We start from the raw sequence: 15,661 nt of genomic DNA, 5'->3' as shown, positions 1-15,661 counted from the left end.
GGAGCCTCCTCCGCCTGTCCGCTCCCTGCCGCTTCACTGGCGCGGAAGGCCGCTCCACGCCGCCCGCAGGAGCGCGTACGGCCCGCCGGCGGCGAGCAGCTCGGCGTGCGTGCCCTGTTCGGCGATGCGGCCGGCGTCCAGCAGGACGACGTGGTCGGCGGACGCGGCCTGGCTGAGGCGGTGCGCGACGACCAGGGCGGTGCGGCCGCGAAGTACCTCGGCGGCGGCGCGCCCGAGGAGGCCGGCGTCGGTCGAGCCGGCCTCGGCGGTGGCCTCGTCGAGGATCACGCCGGCCGGGTCGGCGAGCAGCACCCGGGCGAGCGCGAGCTGCTGCGCCTCGGCGGGGGTGAGCGCGGCTCCCGAGGCGCCGAGCGGGGCGTCGAGGCCGAGGCGGGCGAGCATCCGCTCGGCGCCGACGCGCTGCAGGGCGTCGGCGAGGGCGGTGTCGGAGGCGTCGGGTGCGGCCAGGGTCAGATTGTCGCGGAGCGTCGCGTCGAACACGTGCACCTCCTGGGTCACGAGCACGGTCCGATGCGGGCGGGTGACGGCGCCGGAGTCGGGCAGGAGCAGGCCGGCGGCGAGGGCCGCAAGGGTGCTCTTGCCGGCCCCGGAGGCGCCGACGACGGCGACGGTCGTGCCGGCCGGCACCTGCACCGAGACGTCGACGAGCACGGGGTGGCCTGGGACGTGCGCATGGTGGATCGAGGTGAGCCGGAGGTCGTCGGAGGACGAGGCAGGCCGCTCGGTCGGCGTCTCCGCGGTGATCACTCCGACGATCCGGCCGAGGGAGGCGAGGGCCGACTGCAGCTCGTCGACGACGAAGAGCAGCTGGTTGATCGGGCCGAACAGGCGGAGGAAGAGCAGCATCGCGGCGGTCGTGCCGCCGAGGGTGCCGGAGCCGCTCGACACCAGGAGGAAGCCGACGACGAGCAGGGCGCTCATGCCGAGGAGCTCGGCGAGGTTCAACCGAGCGAAGAAGCCGTTCTGGATCGCACGGGCCCGCATCGTCACCCGCACCACCGACCAGGACGCTGCGGCGATCCGCTCGAGGTGCTGTCGGCCGAGGCCGTAGGCGCGCACGGTCTCGAGGCCGTTCAGGGAGTCGAGGAGGCGCTGGGCGCGGTCGGACATCGCCGAGCGTTCCGCGGCGTAGACGTCGGGTGCCGTCCGGAGGTACCAGCGGAGCGCGAGCAGGTGCACGGGGACGACGACGAGCATCGCGGCGGCGTAGCGCAGGTCGATCACGGCCATGCCGACGACGGTCACCAGGATGGTGAAGAGGGCCCCGGTGACGGCGGGGACGACGCTCGGGATCGCGTCCGACACCTCGGCGACGTCGTCGCCGGCGCGGGCGATCAGGTCGCCGGTGCCGGCGCGCTCCACGCGGGCAGTGGGGAGGCGGAAGGCGGCGTCCACCATCCGCTCGCGCAGCTCGGCGAGCATCCGCTCGAACAGCCGCGAGGCGGCGACGACGCCGACGGCCGAGAGCACGGCACCGGCGGCGACCGCGGCGGCGGTCACGAGGCCGAGCAGCACGACGACGGCGGGGTCGCGCTCGGTGGCGGTGACCGCGTCGACGACGGCGCCCAGGGCGAGGGGCGGGACGACGCCGGCGGCCGCCGCGGCGACGAGCACGACGACGAGGGGCGGGAGCAGGAGGCGGCCGCGGCCGAGGGCGCTCCACGAGGCACGGAGGACGGTGCGGCTGGACGCGGTCGGGAGACGGTCGGCGGTCAACGCGAGACCTCGGAGATCCGGTCGGCTCCGTCGTCGGCCACGACCTCGTCGGCGCGGACCTCGACGACGCGATCCGCGACCGCGAGGAACGCGGGGGAGCGCGAGAGGACGACGGTGCGGTGCCCGCCGCGGACGGCGTGCAGCCTCGACGCGATCGCGGCCTCCGTCACGGCGTCGACCGCCGTCGTCGGATCGTGCAGCACGAGCAGCGGCGCGTCCTGAGCGAGCGCCCGGGCGAGCGCGACGCGCTGGCGCTGACCGCCGGACAGCGCGGAGCCGCCCTCGCCGACGTCACCGTCGAGGCCGCCGGGGAGGACGCCGGCCAGCTCGGCGCAGCCGGACGCCGTGAGGGCGCGGTCGGCGCTCGCCGGGTGCACGCCGGGGAGCTGCACGTTCTGGCGCACGCTCCCCGAGAACAGCCGGGCTGCGTGCGGGGCGACGAGGGCGCCCGGGTGCGCCGAGCGCAGTCCGGCCAGCACCGCGTCGGCGGTGGCGCCGTCGACGGCGACGACCACGAGCTCTCCGGCGCGCAGCTCGTCGAGGGGGAGGGAGCGCCCGGGCGGATCCGCGCCCTCGCTCTCGCGGAGCAGGGCGAGCAGTCGCGCGGCCGACGCGGTCGCGGTCGCCCACCACGAGCCGGCCTCGCGGGCGGCGTTCTGCAGCGGATCGATCAGGAACTGCGCGAGGCCCACGACGGTGATGAAACCGCCGACGCCGAGCTCGCCGGCCAGGGCGAGGAGGGCGGCGGCGACGGCGACGGCGGTGAGGAGGAGACCGGTGGCAAGATCCATCACCCCGCCGAGGACTCCCTCCGCCCGCCGCGCGAGGACGGTGCTGCGCAGGGCGAGCCGGCTGGCGGTGCGGTAGCGGCGCGACGCCTCCTGCTCGGCGCCGATGCCGCGGAGGACGCGGTAGCCGGCCAGGAGATCGGCGGCGCGCCCCGCGGTGTCGGCCGCCGCCTCCTGCTCGTCCTCGCTGCGGCGGCGCAGCCCGCGCCCGGCGAGCTCCGTCGCCCCGAGCAGCAGCGGGGCGCCGACCAGCACGGCCAGACCCAGCGGCCAGGAGATGCCGAGCAGGACCGCGCCGCCGAAGAGCACCGCGGCCAGCTGGCCGACCGGGTGGACGCCGATCTCGACGGCGGCCGAGAGCCGGTTGACGTCCGAGGTGGCGAGTGAGAGCGCGACGCCCAGCTGATCGGAGGCGCGGCCGCCCCAGGCGGGCCGCAGCAGCAGGTGCTCGGCGACGAGGCCGCGCAGGCGGTGCTGGACGACCAGCATCCCCAGCTCGGCGAACCGCGAGCCGAAGCGCCAGGAGAAGGAGAGCAGGGCGAAGTCGGCCGCCAGCAGCGCGAGGTGGAGCAGCAGCTGCAGCGGGTCGCCGGTCGCGACGGCCCGGTCGATCGCCAGCCCCATCAGCACGGGGACGAGCGCCTCGCCGATCTGATGGCTGATCACGAGGACCAGGGCCGGCACGGAGTAGCGGCGGGCGCCGGTGAGGACGCGGAGGGTCAGCCGGGCGGGGGTGGTGGTGCCGTCGAGGCGGACCGGCCGGGCGTCGATCGGCTCGGGCGGTGCCTGCAGCAGTGGACCGCGCGGCTTCCTCGTTCGCGGTCTCCCTTGGCGCTCCCGCCGGCGCCGCGTCATCGGCGCTGCCCGGCGCGCTCGCGGCCGACCGGGGCGACGAGCGGAGCGCCGGTGACCGGATCGGGGATCACGACGCAGCGCAGGCCGAAGACGTGCTCGACCAGCTCCGCGGTGACGATCTCGCGGGGAGCGCCCTGGGCGACGACGGCGCCGTCCTTCATCGCGACGAGGTGGCTGGCGTAGCGCGCCGCCTGATTGAGGTCGTGCAGCACCGCGACCAGGGTCCGGCCCTGCTCGTGCAGGTCGGTGAGCAGCTCCATCAGCTCGATCTGATGGGCGATGTCGAGGAAGGTCGTCGGCTCGTCGAGCAGCAGCAGCGGGGTCTCCTGCGCGAGCACCATCGCCACCCAGACCCGCTGCCGCTGCCCGCCCGAGAGCTCGTCGACGGGGCGGTCGGCCAGCGCGGCGACGCCGGTCGCGGCCATCGCCGCGGTCACCGCCTCCTCGTCGGCGATCGACCACTGCCGCAGGAACCCCTGGTGCGGGTGCCGGCCGCGCGCCACGAGGTCGGCGACCGTGATGCCGTCGGGGGCGAGCGAGGTCTGCGGCAGCAGCCCGAGCACGCGCGCCACCTCCCGCGGCTTCGCGGCGGCGATCGCCCGGCCGTCGAGCAGGACCTGCCCGGTGCTCGGGGCGAGCAGGCGGGAGAGCGCGCGCAGGAGGGTCGATTTGCCGCAGGCGTTCGGTCCGACGATCACGGTGAAGGAGCCGTCGGGGATCTCGAGGGAGAGCGCACGCGAGATCACGCGGCGGTCGTAGCCGAGGGTGAGGTCGACGGCGGCGAGGCGGGCGGTCATGAGCGTCTCCGTGCTTCGTGGATGAGGAGGCCGACGAGGTAGAGGCCGCCGACGACGACGGTCACGACGCCGACGGGGAGCGAGCCGGGCAGGACGTGCTGGGCGGCCGTGTCGGCGCCGAGCAGCACCAGCGCGCCGACGAGCGCGGAGGGGATCAGCGCGATCCCGGCGGTGCGGGCGAGGCGGCGGGCGATCTGCGGAGCGGCGAGGGCCACGAAGGCGATCGGGCCGCAGGCGGCGGTCACCGCGGCGGTCAGGGCGACCGCGCCGATCACGAGCAGGACGCGGGTGCGCTCCACGGGAGTGCCGAGCGCGCGGGCCGCGTCGTCGCCGAGCTCGAGCTGCCGCATCGGTCGGCCGAGGAGGCCGAGACCGGCGAGCGCCACCGTGATCACGGCGGCCGCGGGCAGCAGCTGATCCCAGCCGACCGGGTTGAGCGAGCCGGCGCCCCAGACGGAGGCGACCATCGCGATCTCCAGCTTCGCCCGCAGGACGAGGTAGGTGCTCAGCGCCTCGAGCATCGCCGAGACGCCGATGCCGACGACGATCAGCCGGAAGCCCTGGACGCCGCGGCGGTAGGCGAGCAGGTAGACGAGCGCGGCGGCGATCAGGCCGCCGAGGACGGAGCCGGCCGCGACAGGCGGCGAGCCGGCGCCGGCGCCGAGCACGATGATCGCGAGCAGGCCGCCGGCGTAGGAGCCGGAGGTGAGGCCGATGATGTCGGGACTGGCGAGCGGGTTGCGGGTGAGCGACTGGAAGACGGCGCCCGCGACTCCGAGTGCCGCGCCGAAGAGGACCGCGCCGAGCACGCGCGGCAGCCGCCACTCGACGACGACCGTGCGGGCGATGCCGGAGCGCTGCCCGAGCAGGGCCGCGACGACGTCGGGGGCCGAGAGCGGCAGCTCGCCGAGCCCGAGCGCGACGACCGCCAGGGCGAGGACCGCGGCGGCGAGCACTGCGCCGACGAGGAGGGTGCGCCGGCGGACGCGCAGCGAGAGCGGGCCGCCGCGGAGGACGAGGGTCACAGCGTGCTCGCCTTCGCGCGCCGCACCAGGTGGATGAGCACCGGGGCGCCGACGAACGCGGTGACCACTCCGACCGGGACCTCGCCCGGCCAGAGCGCGACCCGGCCGAGCACGTCGGCGAGGAGCAGGAGGGTCGGTGCGAGCAGGACGGAGAGCGCGAGGATCCAGCGCTGGTCGGGGCCGGCGATCCAGCGGGCGACGTGCGGCACCGCGAGCCCGACGAACCCGACCGGCCCGGCGATCGCCGTCGCCGACCCGGCGAGCAGCGTGATCGCGAGGACCGAGAGCAGCCGGGTCCGGCCGAGACGCGTGCCGAGGGAGGCGGCGAGGTCGTCGCCGAGGCCGAGCGCGGTGAGCGAGCGGGCGGCGGCGAGGGCGATCACGACTCCCACGAGGACGAAGGGGGTGGCGGGGAGCACGACGTCGAGGCCGCGCTCGACGAACGACCCGGCGTTCCAGCCGCGCAGGGCGGTGAAGGTGACCGGGTCGAGCAGCATCATCGCGGTGGTGACCCCGCTCAGCACGGCGGCGACGGCGACGCCGGCGAGGGTGAGGCGCACCGGGTCCGGGCCGCCGCGGCCGACCGAGCCGATCAGGGCGACCACGGCCGTGACGACGAGCGCGCCGAGGAAAGCGAACGGCAGGTACTGCGCGGGCGAGCTCGCGCCGAGGGCGACGCCGATCGCGACGAACAGCGCCGCCCCGGCGTCGACGCCGAGGATGCCGGGGTCGCCCAGCGGATTGCGGGTGAGCGCCTGGATCACGGCGCCCGACACTCCGAGCGCGGCGCCGACGACGAGGCCGGCGAGCGTCCGGGGGAGGCGGAGGTCGACGACGACCTGATCGGCGATGGAGCCGTCGTAGGCGGTGAGCGCGTGCCAGAGCTCGGCCGGGCCGAGCTGGTTCGAGCCGACGAGGACGCTCAGCAGTGCGGCGACGACGAGGGCGGTGAGCGAGGCCGCGAGACCGAGGCGGCGGTTCCGCCGGACGGTCGGCACCGCCGCCTCGGTCTCGAGGAGTGTCGTCATGGAGTCGTCAGCCCTCGATGCTCTGCGGGGCCTCGCCGGCGACGGCGTCGACGAGCCTCGGCAGGAGCTTCTCGAGGACGAACTTCTGGCTGAGCGGGGTGAGGAAGTAGATCGCGCCCGAGAGCTCGGGGTCGGTGAAGACGGCGTGACCGCCGGTGACCGCGGAGAGGCTCGACGTGGTGCCGAAGTCGAGCACCTCCTGCACCCCCTCGGCCGACTCGGTCGCGAAGACGATCACGTCGGCGTCGATGAGGCCCATGTTCTCGGGGGAGATCAGCGCCTGCTGGTCGGCGCCGGGGGCGTACTGCTCGAGCCCGGGCGTGATGGTGAAGCCGAGGTCGGTGAGGAAGTCGGTGTTGAGGCCGTCGGGGTAGACGTACATGCTGCCGTCGTAGGGCACGCCCTGCGAGAAGGTGGCGGTGAGCCCGGCGAACTCTGGGTGCGCGGCGGCGGCGTCCTCGTAGGCGTCCTCAACCCCGGTGATCAGCGCCTCGCCCTCGGCCGAGCGGCCGATGGCGCGGGCGACCTGGCGGGTCTGGTCCTGCCAGCTGGAGAAGTAGAGACCGGAGCCCTCGACGCTCGTGACGGTCGGGGCGATCCCGGCGAGCTTGTCGTAGATCTCCTCCGTCATCCCCGCGTTGGTGCCGACGATCAGGTCGGGCTCGAGGGCGGCGATCCGCTCGTACTCGGGGCCGTCGGTCTGGTCGAGCACGGTCGGCTCCGCGTCGCGGAGCAGGTCGGTCGCCCAGGGCCAGACGGCGAACGGCTGCTCGCCGTACCACTCGGTGGTGGCGATCGGAGTGACGCCGAGCTCGAGCAGGATGTCCTGCTCGGTCAGACCCACCACGACGACGCGCTGCGGCTCGGCCTCGACGACGGTCTCGCCGTACTGGTGCTCGACGGTGACCGGGAAGGAGTCGGACGGCTCGGTCGTGTAGTCCGGGTTCTCGGCGCTCGCCGCGGCGGTGCTGCTGCAGCCGGACAGCGCGGCGACGCTCAGGGCGAGTGCCGCGGAGGCGGCGAGGAGGCGGGCGGGCAGGGCGCGAGGGGTCATGGCTCTTCCGGGATCGTGGGGCAGGGGAGGCGGACGTCAGGTTAGCCTTGCCTTACTCGGTCCGCCATCACCTCGAGCGGACGCCGATCAAGGAGGGGGGACACCGTCGTGTCCGTCAGCGAACATCTCCGACCCGGTGGCGCGGCTCCTATTGATGCGGATCCCTTCGAGTGGACATCCGCCGCTCTCTCGGCCTCGCGATCCCGGGTCGTCCGCGGCACCGGCTTCGACGCGCACGTGCACCAGGAGGATCAGCTCGCCTGGATGGCATCGGGGTCGATGGAGCTCGGCGTGCTCGGCGACCACTGGCACCTACGGCGCGAGCACATGGCCTGGATCCCGGCCGGCGTGCCGCACGAGATGGCGTTCGTCGAGCCGGGCGAGCTGATCAGCGTCTACGTGGATCCGGTGCTGCGACCGCGCGGCGAGCGGTGGGGCGGCGCGCGGACCCTGCGGCTCGAGGACCTCGCCGGGTCGCTGGTGCTGCACCTGACGGACTCCGCCCCGTCGGCGCTGCGTCGTCGGCGCTGCTGGCTGCTGCTCGGGGAGCTGCTCGACGAGGCGCCCGACGACGCGGCGGCGGTGGCTCTCCCGCGAGACCCGCGGGCCCGCGCGGTGGCGACGGCGCTGCTCGAGGACCCGGCGGATCCTCGGGAGCTCGCCGAGTGGGCGGTGCAGATCGGAGTGAGCACCAAGACCATCGCGCGCGCGTTCGCCGCCGAGACGGGCAGCACGTTCCGCGAGTGGCGGGTGCGGGCGCGGATGCACTCGGCGATCGGGATGCTCGTGCGGGGGGACGCCGTGCAGACCGTGGCGCCCGCGGTCGGGTACGACTCGGTGAGCAGCTTCATCGTGGCCTTCCGTGCTCGGCTGGGGTCGACGCCCGCGGTCTACGCGGCGCGGGCGCGGGGCTGATCGGCGAAGTCCGCAGGGCGCGGCCTCGCCGTGGTCGGGGGTGCGGGGCTACCCTTCGACGCATGCACCGGATCTTCACGACGAGCGTCGCCTCCGTGTACCCGCACTACGTGGCGAAGGCCGAGCGGAAAGGGAGGACGAGGGCCGAGGTCGACGAGGTGATCGTGTGGCTGACCGGCTTCTCGGACGAGGAGCTGCACCGCCACCTCGACGCCGGGACGACCTTCGAGGACTTCTTCGCCGCGGCGCCGATGAACCCGAGCGCGGCCCTGATCACGGGAGTCGTCTGCGGCGTTCGCGTCGAGAGCGTCGAGGATCCGCTGATGCAGCGGATCCGCTGGCTGGACAAGCTGGTCGACGAGCTGGCGAAGGGCAAGGCGATGACGAAGGTGCTGCGCGGCTGACCGGCGGTCACCGCTGCAGACCGCGACTCGTGCCCGAGGCCGCGATGCAGGCGTCCCGCAGTCGGCCGAGATGCTCCCGCCATCCGGCCTCGTGCTCGAGGCGGAGTCCTTCCTCCGCGCGGATCTCGGCGAAGCCCTGCTCGACGATGATCACTTCCGCTCCTTTCGCCGACGCCGCCGTGGTCACGGTCACCGTCACTGTCAGGAAGCCGCTCCACCCGGGCTCGGTCCACTCGAAGGAGAGGCGCGTCGGGGCGTCGACCGCGAGGACGCGGCCGGTCGCCTCGAACGTGCGCCCGCCGTCCGTCCAGGTCTCACGGAGTGGAGAACCGGTCACTGCATCGAACTCGAGGTCGGGCCACCAGGTGGACCGGTCGACGAGGAGACGCCAGACCTCCGGGGGCGTCGCCGGGAGGTCGATCGAGGCCAGAGCGGAGTCGTCGCTCGGTGTGCCATCACTCATCGCTGCCCGTGCTGCCGTCGGACCCCTGACCCGGTCCTGAGCCGGATACCTGTCCGGCTGGTCTGCGTACCGGCGGACCACGTCGGCGTCGGACGGCCACCACGAGGAGCGCGATCACGGCGACGACGGCGAGCCAGGGGAGGAGGAAGCCGAGGCCGATGAGGGCGCCGTTCGCGGCGACGACCAGACCGTTCCAGCCGGCGAGCAGGCCGTCGAGGAAGCCGGTGGGCCGGGCGGTGACGGGCGACGACTGCGGAAGGATCGTCACCGTGAGGGTCGCCAGCGACACCTGACCCTCGAGGGCGGCGAGCTGCTGCTCGGAGGACTCGAGCGAGGCCTGGCGATCGGCGAGGGCGGACTCCGCGGCGAGGAGGTCGGCGAGGCTGCCGGCCTGGGCGATCAGCTCGGTCAGCCGGTCGACGGAGGCCTGGGCGGCGTCGACCCGCGCGCGGAGGTCGATCGCCTGGGTGGTCACGTCGCGCCGGTCGATCGAAGAGCCGGTCACCGTGCCGAGGGCCGCCAGCGACTCTCGAGCGTCGGCGAGCCGGTCGGCGGGGACCCGGATCGAGACGCTCCCCGCGCCCTCGGGGAGGGGCGCGTACTGCGACGGGTCGAGAGCGGGATCGGTTCCGGCCGCCGACGCGCTGGTGCTGGAGCTGATGGTGGAGCTGGAGCTCTCGACGTAGCCGCCGAGCGCGGCGGCGGTCGCGCTGAGCGCGGCGATCGCGTCGGCGACGGAGCCGGCCTCGAGCGTCGCGTTCGCCGTGGACACGACCTCCCTACCGGTCCCCTCCGCGGACGCGTCGCCGGGTGCCTCCGCCGCGCCCTGTGCCGAGCCGTCGGCGAACTGGGGTGCGGACTCCGCGCCCGACTGCCCGAAGTCGAGACCGCCCGCCTCACTCGAGGACCCTGCCGCGCTCGACGCGGACCCCGCACCGGCGCCGCCTCCGATCAGGGGGCCGACGACGACGGCGATCACGAGGAGGCCCGCGGCGACGCTCCCGATCGCGGCGACGCGTCGGCGACGGGCTCCGCTCTCGCGGCGCGCGGCGCTGATGGAGCGGAAGACCCGCGCCTCGAGTGCCGAGACGCGGTCCTCGTCGAGGGTGTCGAGCTCGGGCGCTGGGCGATCGGACGCGTGGATCTCGGCAGGCTGGAACTCGGAGGCCTGGAGCGCATTCACCCGTTCGTCGGTGGGTTCGGTCATGACGTCTCGGCTCCTCGGAAGTCGTCGACCACGAGTCGGAGGCGTCGACGGACGCGCGACAGGCGGTTGCGGACGGTGGCGTGCGAGACGCCCAGGGTGAGCGCGGCCTCCTCGTAGCCGCGCCCCTCGGTGGCGCAGAGGCGGAAGATCGCGCGGTCGAGCTCGGCGAGCCCGGCCGTCTCGCGGAGGATCGCCTCGGCGAGCGCGGCGGTGACGATCTGCTGCTCGAGGTCGTGCGGCGAGGGCGTCTCGTCGTCGGCCTCGACGGTCCGCTCCCGGTCGCGGAGGCGGGAGCGCAGGCGGTTGGCCGCTTGGAAGCGGCAGATCGTCGCGAGCCAGGGGAGGAGGGAATCGCTCACCAGCTCGAGCCCGCCGAGTCGGCTCCAGGCGAGGACGAAGGTCTCCTGCGCGACGTCCTCGGCGTCCCGGGGGTCGCGGAGGATTCCGTGCGCGAGCCAGTAGACGGGGCGGACGTAGGCGCGATAGAGCGAGCGGAAGGCGAGCTCGCTGCCGGCCGCCGCGCGGCGGACGAGTTCCGCGTCGGTCTCCTCCGGCGGCAGCTCCGACGGCGGCTCCCGCGGCGGCTCGGCCGGCCCAGCCGGCTTCTGCACGGCCGTCGTTCCCCCGACAGACGTGCTCTCCTGAGTGGGCGTCATTCGCGGACCTCCTCTCCCTCTCACTCTGACAGTGTCGGGCGGGCGCGGATCGTCTCAGAATCCGATCCGGCCGCCGAGGAGAGCGCCGCCGCTACGACAGATCCGGGATCACGATCTGCTGCAGTGCCCAGGTGTTGCCGTCGGGATCGGCGAAGTACACGAACTCGCCCCAGGGCTGCGAGTCGACCTCGGACACCTCCGCGCCACGAGCCAGCAGCTCCTCCCGGGCCTTCGCCGCGTCCGCGACGACCATCTGCAGGCCCTTCTGCGAGCCGGGCACCATCTCGGTGATGCCGATGCCGAGAACGATGGAACAGGCAGACCCGGGAGGCGTCAGCTGCACGAAGCGCAGCCCCTCGTGCACGGTGTGGTCGTGATCGGCGACGAAGCCGATCCGCTCGACGTAGAACCGCTTGGCGCGATCGACGTCGGTCACCGGAACGGCGACGAGCTCGAGCTTCATGTCCATGGTGTCTCTCCTGCTCCGTGTCCTTCGAGCGCCCGGCTGAGCTCTCGGGGTCGACGCTAGAGCGGCATCAGGTCGGTTCACGTCCTGATGGAGGAGCAGGATGTCGGCATGGCCGCGACCACCTCCCGCGCACTCGCTCTGCTCGCCCTGCTGCAGACCCATCGGCAGTGGTCGGGGCCGGTTCTCGCGGCGCGCCTCGGCGTGACGGAGCGGACTCTGCGCCGTGACATCGAGCAGCTGCGCGAGCTGGGCTACGCCGTGGCGGCGACCCGCGGCGCACTCGGCGGCTACCGGCTCGAGCCGGGCAGCCGCGTCCCCCCGCTGCTCCTCAGCGACGACGAGGCCGTGGCCGTGGCGGTCGGGCTCCGGCTCGCGGCCGACGAGGGGCTCGCCGACGGCGAGCGGACGACGCTGAGCGCCCTCGCGAAGTTCGAGCAGGTGCTGCCGAGTGCTCTGCGGGAGCGCGTCAGCGCGGTCGGTGGGGTGCTCCGGTCCGCCAGGCCGCGCGCCGCGTCGATCCCGCCGGAGATCCTCGGCCGGATGGCGCTGGCCTGCCGCGACCACGAACGGCTCCGCTTCCACTACGTCGCGGCGGACGGGGCCGAGAGCGACCGCGTTGTCGAGCCGCACGCGGTGGTGTCCACGCATCGCTCCTGGGTGCTGGTCGGCTGGGACCGGCAGCGCGAGGACTGGCGGACGTTCCGGCTCGACCGGGTGAGCCGGCTCCTCGAGACCCGCGTGCACTTCGAGCCGCGGCGGCTCCCCGAGGACGACGCCGCGGCGTTCGTGGCGTCGTCCGGGCGGACGGCGCGGTACGAGCTGGTCGTCGATCTGGCGATGCCGATCGACGAGGTGGTGCGGGTCTTCGGGCGGTGGTCGGCGGGCTCCGTCGCGCTCGACGCTCGGTGGACGCGCTGGCCGGTGGAGGCGGAGACGGTGGCCGGTCTGCTCGCGGCGCTGGTCTGGATCCCGGTGGGGGTGGAGCATCGGGTGGACGGGGATCCGGACACGCTCTCGGCGGTGCGCGCGGCTCTCGAGCGGATGCACGCCGCTGCGTCGAGGTGACGCCGTCCCTCCACAGGAGAGGAGTCGCGGCGGCTCTCCACGGATCCGCCGACCGGCTCCCACGGCGGGCGGGGAGACGACGACCGTAGCCGCATGACTCCTACCGATCGCCTCGCCACCGCCCGCCACAGCCCCTCCCGGGAGCCGGAGCTCCTCCGCGTGAGCGGGCTGCCCGACCTGCTCGCCGCCGTCCCCTCGATGATCGGCCTCCATCCGGAGGACGCCCTCGTCGTCGTCCCGTTCCTCGGGAACCGGGCGGGAGGCGGTTTCCGCTTCCCGATCCCTCACCGACTGCGCCGAGCGGAGATCGACCAGCTGGCGGGCCGGTGCGAGCGCTTCACGGCGTCGATCTCGCGGGCGACCGCGGTGCTGGCCATCGTCTACACGCGGCAGAGCTACGAGACCGCGCGCGGCATCCCGCTGCTCGACCTCGGCCGCACCGTCCTCCGGCGGCTCGAACGGACCGACCTCGGGATCGTCGGCGTGGCCTGCGTCGCCGCCGACGGCTGGGGGCGCTACACCTCGATCGAGGAGAAGCGCGAGCCGCGCCCGCTCGCCGAGATCGAGGAGAGCCCGACCGGCGTCCTCGCGCGCGCGGCGGCTCCCGAGCCGCTCGACGTGACGGCGCTCGCCGCACTGCCGACGGTCTCGGACTCCGATCGTGCGACGGTCGAGGCGATCGTGCGTCATCCTGCCTCGGGGGCGCACGACGTGATCGGCCTGGTCGAGCGCTGGCTGCACGGCCCGCCGGCACCGCGTCAGGAGGCCACGCTCATCCGGGTGCTGCAGTCCCCGGCGTTGCGCGATCAGGCGACCCTGCAGATCGCGCTCGGCTGCGAGACGGCGTTCGAGGAGCGGCGGCGACAGAAGCGGCTCGAGGGGGAGCAGGCGCGCACCGGCCGCTCGATGGACGAGCTCATCGAGAGCGACGCCGACGCAGGACTCGAGGACGCGCACGACCTGCTCTCTGCGTCGCTGATGATGGGGACGGGGCCCGGCCCGGATCTCGAGCGGACCGAGCGAGCGACAGGTCGGCTCGCTCGGGCAGCAGCGCTCGCGCCCGCCGAGGCGCGGCCGCCGGTGCTGACCGTCCTCGCCTGGTGCTGGTGGGCACTCGGCGTCTCCTCGATCGCCACCCGGCATCTCGAGGAGGCGCTCCGGATCGACCCGCACTACTCGCTGGCGAGGCTCCACCGGTCGGTGCTCGAGATCCGTGCCGTGCCCGACTGGGTGCTCGACTCCGCGACGCGTTCCCTGGACCGGGCGGCGGCGCACGTGTGACCGGCGCGGAGAGCACGGGGTGACGAGGTGCCGAGGGCTGCTCTTGCCTCCTCGGACGAGCGAGAGTAACGTGCAACCACATGGTTGTACGAATCGAGGACGAGAGCGACGTCGACCGGCTGTTCCAGGCGCTGGCCGACAGAACGCGGCGCGACATCGTCGCACGGGTGCTGGAAGCGGAGCAGTCCGTGACAGTGCTCGCGGCACGCTACGAGATGTCCTTCGCCGCGGTGCAGAAGCATGTCGCGGTGCTGGAGCGGGCGGAGCTCGTCCGCAAGCGCCGCAGCGGGAGGGAGCAGCTCGTGAGCGGAGAGGTCGCCTCGCTCAGGAGGGCGGCGCGACTGCTCGAGGACTACGAGCTGCTCTGGCGCGATCGCGTCGACCGCATCGCCGACGTCCTCGCCGAGGACGAGGTGCGACCACCGGAGGAACGAAGGAAGGGACGTGCAGGATGACCGTCGTGGAGTCCGTCAAGGACATCGAGAACCTGACCATGACCATCACCGCCGAGTTCGAGGCGCCCGTCGAGCGGGTGTGGCGGATCTGGGTGGATCCGCGGCGGCTCGAGCGCTGGTGGGGACCGCCGACCTGGCCGGCGACCTTCGAGACGCACGAGGCGGTGGAGGGCTCTCGGAGCCGGTACTTCATGACGGGGCCGGACGGGGAGAAGGCCCGCGGCTACTGGGTGGTGACGAAGGTCGAGGAGCCGACGCGGTTCGAGTTCGACGACGGCTTCGCCGACGAGGAGGGGCACCCGGACGACTCGATGGGGGTCACCCACGCGGTGGTCACCCTCGCCGAGGTGGACGGACGCACCCGGATGACCGTCCGCTCCTCCTTCGAGACCCTCGAGCAGCTCGAGCAGATGGTGCAGATGGGCATGGAGGAGGGGATGAACCAGGCGATGGGTCAGATCGACGCGCTGCTCGCGGAGTGAGCAGGGCCGAGAGTTCGCGGCGGTGGGCGCGCCGTCCGGCGACCGGCCGTCTCAGGTCTGCGGCGCCGAGTCGGTGAGGTCGGCGGCGTACGCGGCGACCGATCGGCGATAGCACGGCAACGTCGGGGCGAGCGCCTCGAGGGCGGTGCGCAGCGCCTCGTCGGTGCGACCGGCGCTGTGCAGAGCGAGCGCGAGGAAGACCTCGCGCGCCGCACCGATCGACGGGTGCTGCTGGGCGGAGGAGAGGAGGGCGATCGCCTCCTCGGTCCGGCCGAGGTTCCGGAGGGTCGAGGCGTACTGGATGCTCAGCCGGGCGAGCCGCTCGTCGTCGAGACCGGCGGCGACGGCGCGCTCGTACTCCTCGGCCGCCTCCGCCTCGTGGCCTGCGCTGTCCAGGGCACCGCCGAGCTCGAAGTGCGCGACTCCGTCGCTGCCCGGGTAGCGCGCGGCGAGCACTCGCATCCGTTCGACGACACCGTCCGGATCCTCGAGGCCGTCGAGCCGGTCGACGGCGCGCTGCCAGAGGAGGAACTCGTCGTCCGCGTCGTCCTCGGACGCCGCTCCGAGCTCCTCGAACAGCGTCACCTGCAGGCCGTCAGGGGAGCGCAGGCGGGAGTTGAGAGAGCGCCACGGCGTCTCCCGCGGGGAGGCGACGAGTTCGGCTCCCGCGGCGGCGAGGGCCGCGGTCGCGGCGGCGGCGTCGTCGACCTCGAAGGCGACGCGGAGGAGGTCGCTCGTGTCGCCGTCCGTCTCGAGGCCGTCGATCATCCGGACCTGCGCGGGGTTCGCCAGCTCGAGGGTGGCGATGCCGGCCTCGAGGATCGCGACGCGGGCGTCGCCGTCGCCGTCGAAGGCGGCGCGCTCGGTCAGACCGAGGGCGTCCCGGTAGAAGCGGAGAGCCGCGTCGAGGTCGTCCACCTGGACGACGAGACGCAGCTGGCGGACGGCGGAGGAAGTGGAGGCGGTCACGTGCCGACGCT

The 15,661-nt window shown here is 74.0% G+C and carries 17 protein-coding genes; 6 read left to right on the top strand and 11 right to left on the bottom strand.

The window, feature by feature from the left end; all coding sequences use genetic code 11:
- Window positions 1–33: 33 nt before the first annotated feature.
- Genes EDF45_RS09905 through EDF45_RS09880 form a run of 6 tightly spaced genes read right to left on the bottom strand, consistent with a single transcriptional unit; the run spans window position 34 to window position 7,284 of the window.
- The gene (locus tag EDF45_RS09905; RefSeq protein WP_123735972.1) at window positions 34–1,737 is read right to left on the bottom strand and encodes an ABC transporter ATP-binding protein; all 1,704 of its coding nucleotides are present in this window, start codon (window positions 1,735–1,737) and stop codon (window positions 34–36) included.
- On the bottom strand, window positions 1,734–3,380 hold the full coding sequence (locus EDF45_RS09900; protein ID WP_123735971.1) for an ABC transporter ATP-binding protein: 1,647 nt from the start codon (window positions 3,378–3,380) through the stop codon (window positions 1,734–1,736). The genes EDF45_RS09905 and EDF45_RS09900 overlap by 4 nt, the downstream gene beginning before the upstream one ends.
- The gene (locus EDF45_RS09895; RefSeq protein ID WP_123735970.1) at window positions 3,377–4,177 is read right to left on the bottom strand and encodes an ABC transporter ATP-binding protein; all 801 of its coding nucleotides are present in this window, start codon (window positions 4,175–4,177) and stop codon (window positions 3,377–3,379) included. The genes EDF45_RS09900 and EDF45_RS09895 overlap by 4 nt, the downstream gene beginning before the upstream one ends.
- Window positions 4,174–5,202: an iron chelate uptake ABC transporter family permease subunit gene (locus EDF45_RS09890; protein WP_123735969.1), complete on the bottom strand. Its 1,029-nt coding sequence runs from the start codon at window positions 5,200–5,202 to the stop codon at window positions 4,174–4,176. Before EDF45_RS09890 ends, EDF45_RS09895 begins: the two co-directional genes overlap by 4 nt.
- Window positions 5,199–6,230: an iron ABC transporter permease gene (locus tag EDF45_RS09885; RefSeq protein WP_123735968.1), complete on the bottom strand. Its 1,032-nt coding sequence runs from the start codon at window positions 6,228–6,230 to the stop codon at window positions 5,199–5,201. The genes EDF45_RS09890 and EDF45_RS09885 overlap by 4 nt, the downstream gene beginning before the upstream one ends.
- A gap of 7 nt (window positions 6,231–6,237) precedes the next feature.
- A complete protein-coding gene (locus EDF45_RS09880; RefSeq protein ID WP_123735967.1) occupies window positions 6,238–7,284 on the bottom strand; it encodes an ABC transporter substrate-binding protein in 1,047 nt (348 codons plus the stop codon).
- A gap of 264 nt (window positions 7,285–7,548) precedes the next feature.
- Here EDF45_RS09880 and EDF45_RS09875 point away from each other — a divergent pair, with 264 nt between their 5' ends.
- A complete protein-coding gene (locus EDF45_RS09875) occupies window positions 7,549–8,199 on the top strand; it encodes an AraC family transcriptional regulator (RefSeq protein WP_148070822.1) in 651 nt (216 codons plus the stop codon).
- A 62-nt stretch (window positions 8,200–8,261) separates the two neighbouring features.
- Window positions 8,262–8,603 (top strand): DUF2200 domain-containing protein, encoded by a 342-nt coding sequence (locus EDF45_RS09870; RefSeq protein WP_123735965.1) that lies wholly within the window; start codon window positions 8,262–8,264, stop codon window positions 8,601–8,603.
- A gap of 7 nt (window positions 8,604–8,610) precedes the next feature.
- Here the strand turns inward: EDF45_RS09870 and EDF45_RS09865 are convergent, their stop codons facing one another.
- The 4 genes from EDF45_RS09865 to EDF45_RS09850 form a co-directional block, all read right to left on the bottom strand.
- Complete coding sequence (locus EDF45_RS09865) at window positions 8,611–9,066, bottom strand: SRPBCC domain-containing protein (RefSeq protein ID WP_123735964.1); 456 nt, start codon at window positions 9,064–9,066, stop codon at window positions 8,611–8,613.
- Entirely contained in the window at window positions 9,059–10,273 is a 1,215-nt protein-coding gene (locus EDF45_RS09860) for a DUF4349 domain-containing protein (protein ID WP_123735963.1), read from the bottom strand. The genes EDF45_RS09865 and EDF45_RS09860 overlap by 8 nt, the downstream gene beginning before the upstream one ends.
- Window positions 10,270–10,929 (bottom strand): RNA polymerase sigma factor, encoded by a 660-nt coding sequence (locus tag EDF45_RS09855; RefSeq protein ID WP_123735962.1) that lies wholly within the window; start codon window positions 10,927–10,929, stop codon window positions 10,270–10,272. Before EDF45_RS09855 ends, EDF45_RS09860 begins: the two co-directional genes overlap by 4 nt.
- A gap of 91 nt (window positions 10,930–11,020) precedes the next feature.
- Window positions 11,021–11,398, bottom strand: a complete 378-nt coding sequence (locus tag EDF45_RS09850) for a VOC family protein (protein WP_123735961.1) — start codon at window positions 11,396–11,398, stop codon at window positions 11,021–11,023.
- A 108-nt stretch (window positions 11,399–11,506) separates the two neighbouring features.
- Here EDF45_RS09850 and EDF45_RS09845 point away from each other — a divergent pair, with 108 nt between their 5' ends.
- From EDF45_RS09845 to EDF45_RS09830, 4 genes are all read left to right on the top strand, one after another.
- Window positions 11,507–12,463 carry a YafY family protein gene (locus tag EDF45_RS09845; protein ID WP_123736019.1) on the top strand — a complete coding sequence of 319 codons (957 nt, stop codon included), beginning with the start codon at window positions 11,507–11,509 and terminating at the stop codon, window positions 12,461–12,463.
- A gap of 93 nt (window positions 12,464–12,556) precedes the next feature.
- Complete coding sequence (locus EDF45_RS09840) at window positions 12,557–13,744, top strand: DUF4192 family protein (protein WP_123735960.1); 1,188 nt, start codon at window positions 12,557–12,559, stop codon at window positions 13,742–13,744.
- 80 nt (window positions 13,745–13,824) lie between these two features.
- Window positions 13,825–14,199: a helix-turn-helix domain-containing protein gene (locus EDF45_RS09835; RefSeq protein WP_123735959.1), complete on the top strand. Its 375-nt coding sequence runs from the start codon at window positions 13,825–13,827 to the stop codon at window positions 14,197–14,199.
- Window positions 14,196–14,681: an SRPBCC domain-containing protein gene (locus EDF45_RS09830; RefSeq protein WP_123735958.1), complete on the top strand. Its 486-nt coding sequence runs from the start codon at window positions 14,196–14,198 to the stop codon at window positions 14,679–14,681. Before EDF45_RS09835 ends, EDF45_RS09830 begins: the two co-directional genes overlap by 4 nt.
- Window positions 14,682–14,732: 51 nt before the next feature.
- Here the strand turns inward: EDF45_RS09830 and EDF45_RS21730 are convergent, their stop codons facing one another.
- Complete coding sequence (locus tag EDF45_RS21730; RefSeq protein WP_260312119.1) at window positions 14,733–15,650, bottom strand: tetratricopeptide repeat protein; 918 nt, start codon at window positions 15,648–15,650, stop codon at window positions 14,733–14,735.
- Between the last annotated feature and the right edge of the window lie 11 nt (window positions 15,651–15,661).

The sequence above is a fragment of the Rathayibacter sp. PhB186 genome (assembly GCF_003751825.1).
Classification (GTDB): Bacteria; Actinomycetota; Actinomycetes; order Actinomycetales; family Microbacteriaceae; genus Rathayibacter; species Rathayibacter festucae.
Note: the sequence above shows the minus strand (reverse complement) of the source record. Positions and strands in the feature narration are given on the sequence as shown.

Coding starts and splice junctions, on each gene's coding strand:
- EDF45_RS09900 (WP_123735971.1), bottom strand. CDS start 3,380: ATGACGCGGCGCCGGCGGGAGCGCCAAGGGAGACCGCGAACGAGGAAG.
- EDF45_RS09895 (WP_123735970.1), bottom strand. CDS start 4,177: ATGACCGCCCGCCTCGCCGCCGTCGACCTCACCCTCGGCTACGACCGC.
- EDF45_RS09885 (WP_123735968.1), bottom strand. CDS start 6,230: ATGACGACACTCCTCGAGACCGAGGCGGCGGTGCCGACCGTCCGGCGG.
- EDF45_RS09880 (WP_123735967.1), bottom strand. CDS start 7,284: ATGACCCCTCGCGCCCTGCCCGCCCGCCTCCTCGCCGCCTCCGCGGCA.
- EDF45_RS09875 (WP_148070822.1), top strand. CDS start 7,549: ATGGCATCGGGGTCGATGGAGCTCGGCGTGCTCGGCGACCACTGGCAC.
- EDF45_RS09870 (WP_123735965.1), top strand. CDS start 8,262: ATGCACCGGATCTTCACGACGAGCGTCGCCTCCGTGTACCCGCACTAC.
- EDF45_RS09865 (WP_123735964.1), bottom strand. CDS start 9,066: ATGAGTGATGGCACACCGAGCGACGACTCCGCTCTGGCCTCGATCGAC.
- EDF45_RS09860 (WP_123735963.1), bottom strand. CDS start 10,273: ATGACCGAACCCACCGACGAACGGGTGAATGCGCTCCAGGCCTCCGAG.
- EDF45_RS09855 (WP_123735962.1), bottom strand. CDS start 10,929: ATGACGCCCACTCAGGAGAGCACGTCTGTCGGGGGAACGACGGCCGTG.
- EDF45_RS09850 (WP_123735961.1), bottom strand. CDS start 11,398: ATGGACATGAAGCTCGAGCTCGTCGCCGTTCCGGTGACCGACGTCGAT.
- EDF45_RS09845 (WP_123736019.1), top strand. CDS start 11,507: ATGGCCGCGACCACCTCCCGCGCACTCGCTCTGCTCGCCCTGCTGCAG.
- EDF45_RS09840 (WP_123735960.1), top strand. CDS start 12,557: ATGACTCCTACCGATCGCCTCGCCACCGCCCGCCACAGCCCCTCCCGG.
- EDF45_RS09835 (WP_123735959.1), top strand. CDS start 13,825: ATGGTTGTACGAATCGAGGACGAGAGCGACGTCGACCGGCTGTTCCAG.
- EDF45_RS09830 (WP_123735958.1), top strand. CDS start 14,196: ATGACCGTCGTGGAGTCCGTCAAGGACATCGAGAACCTGACCATGACC.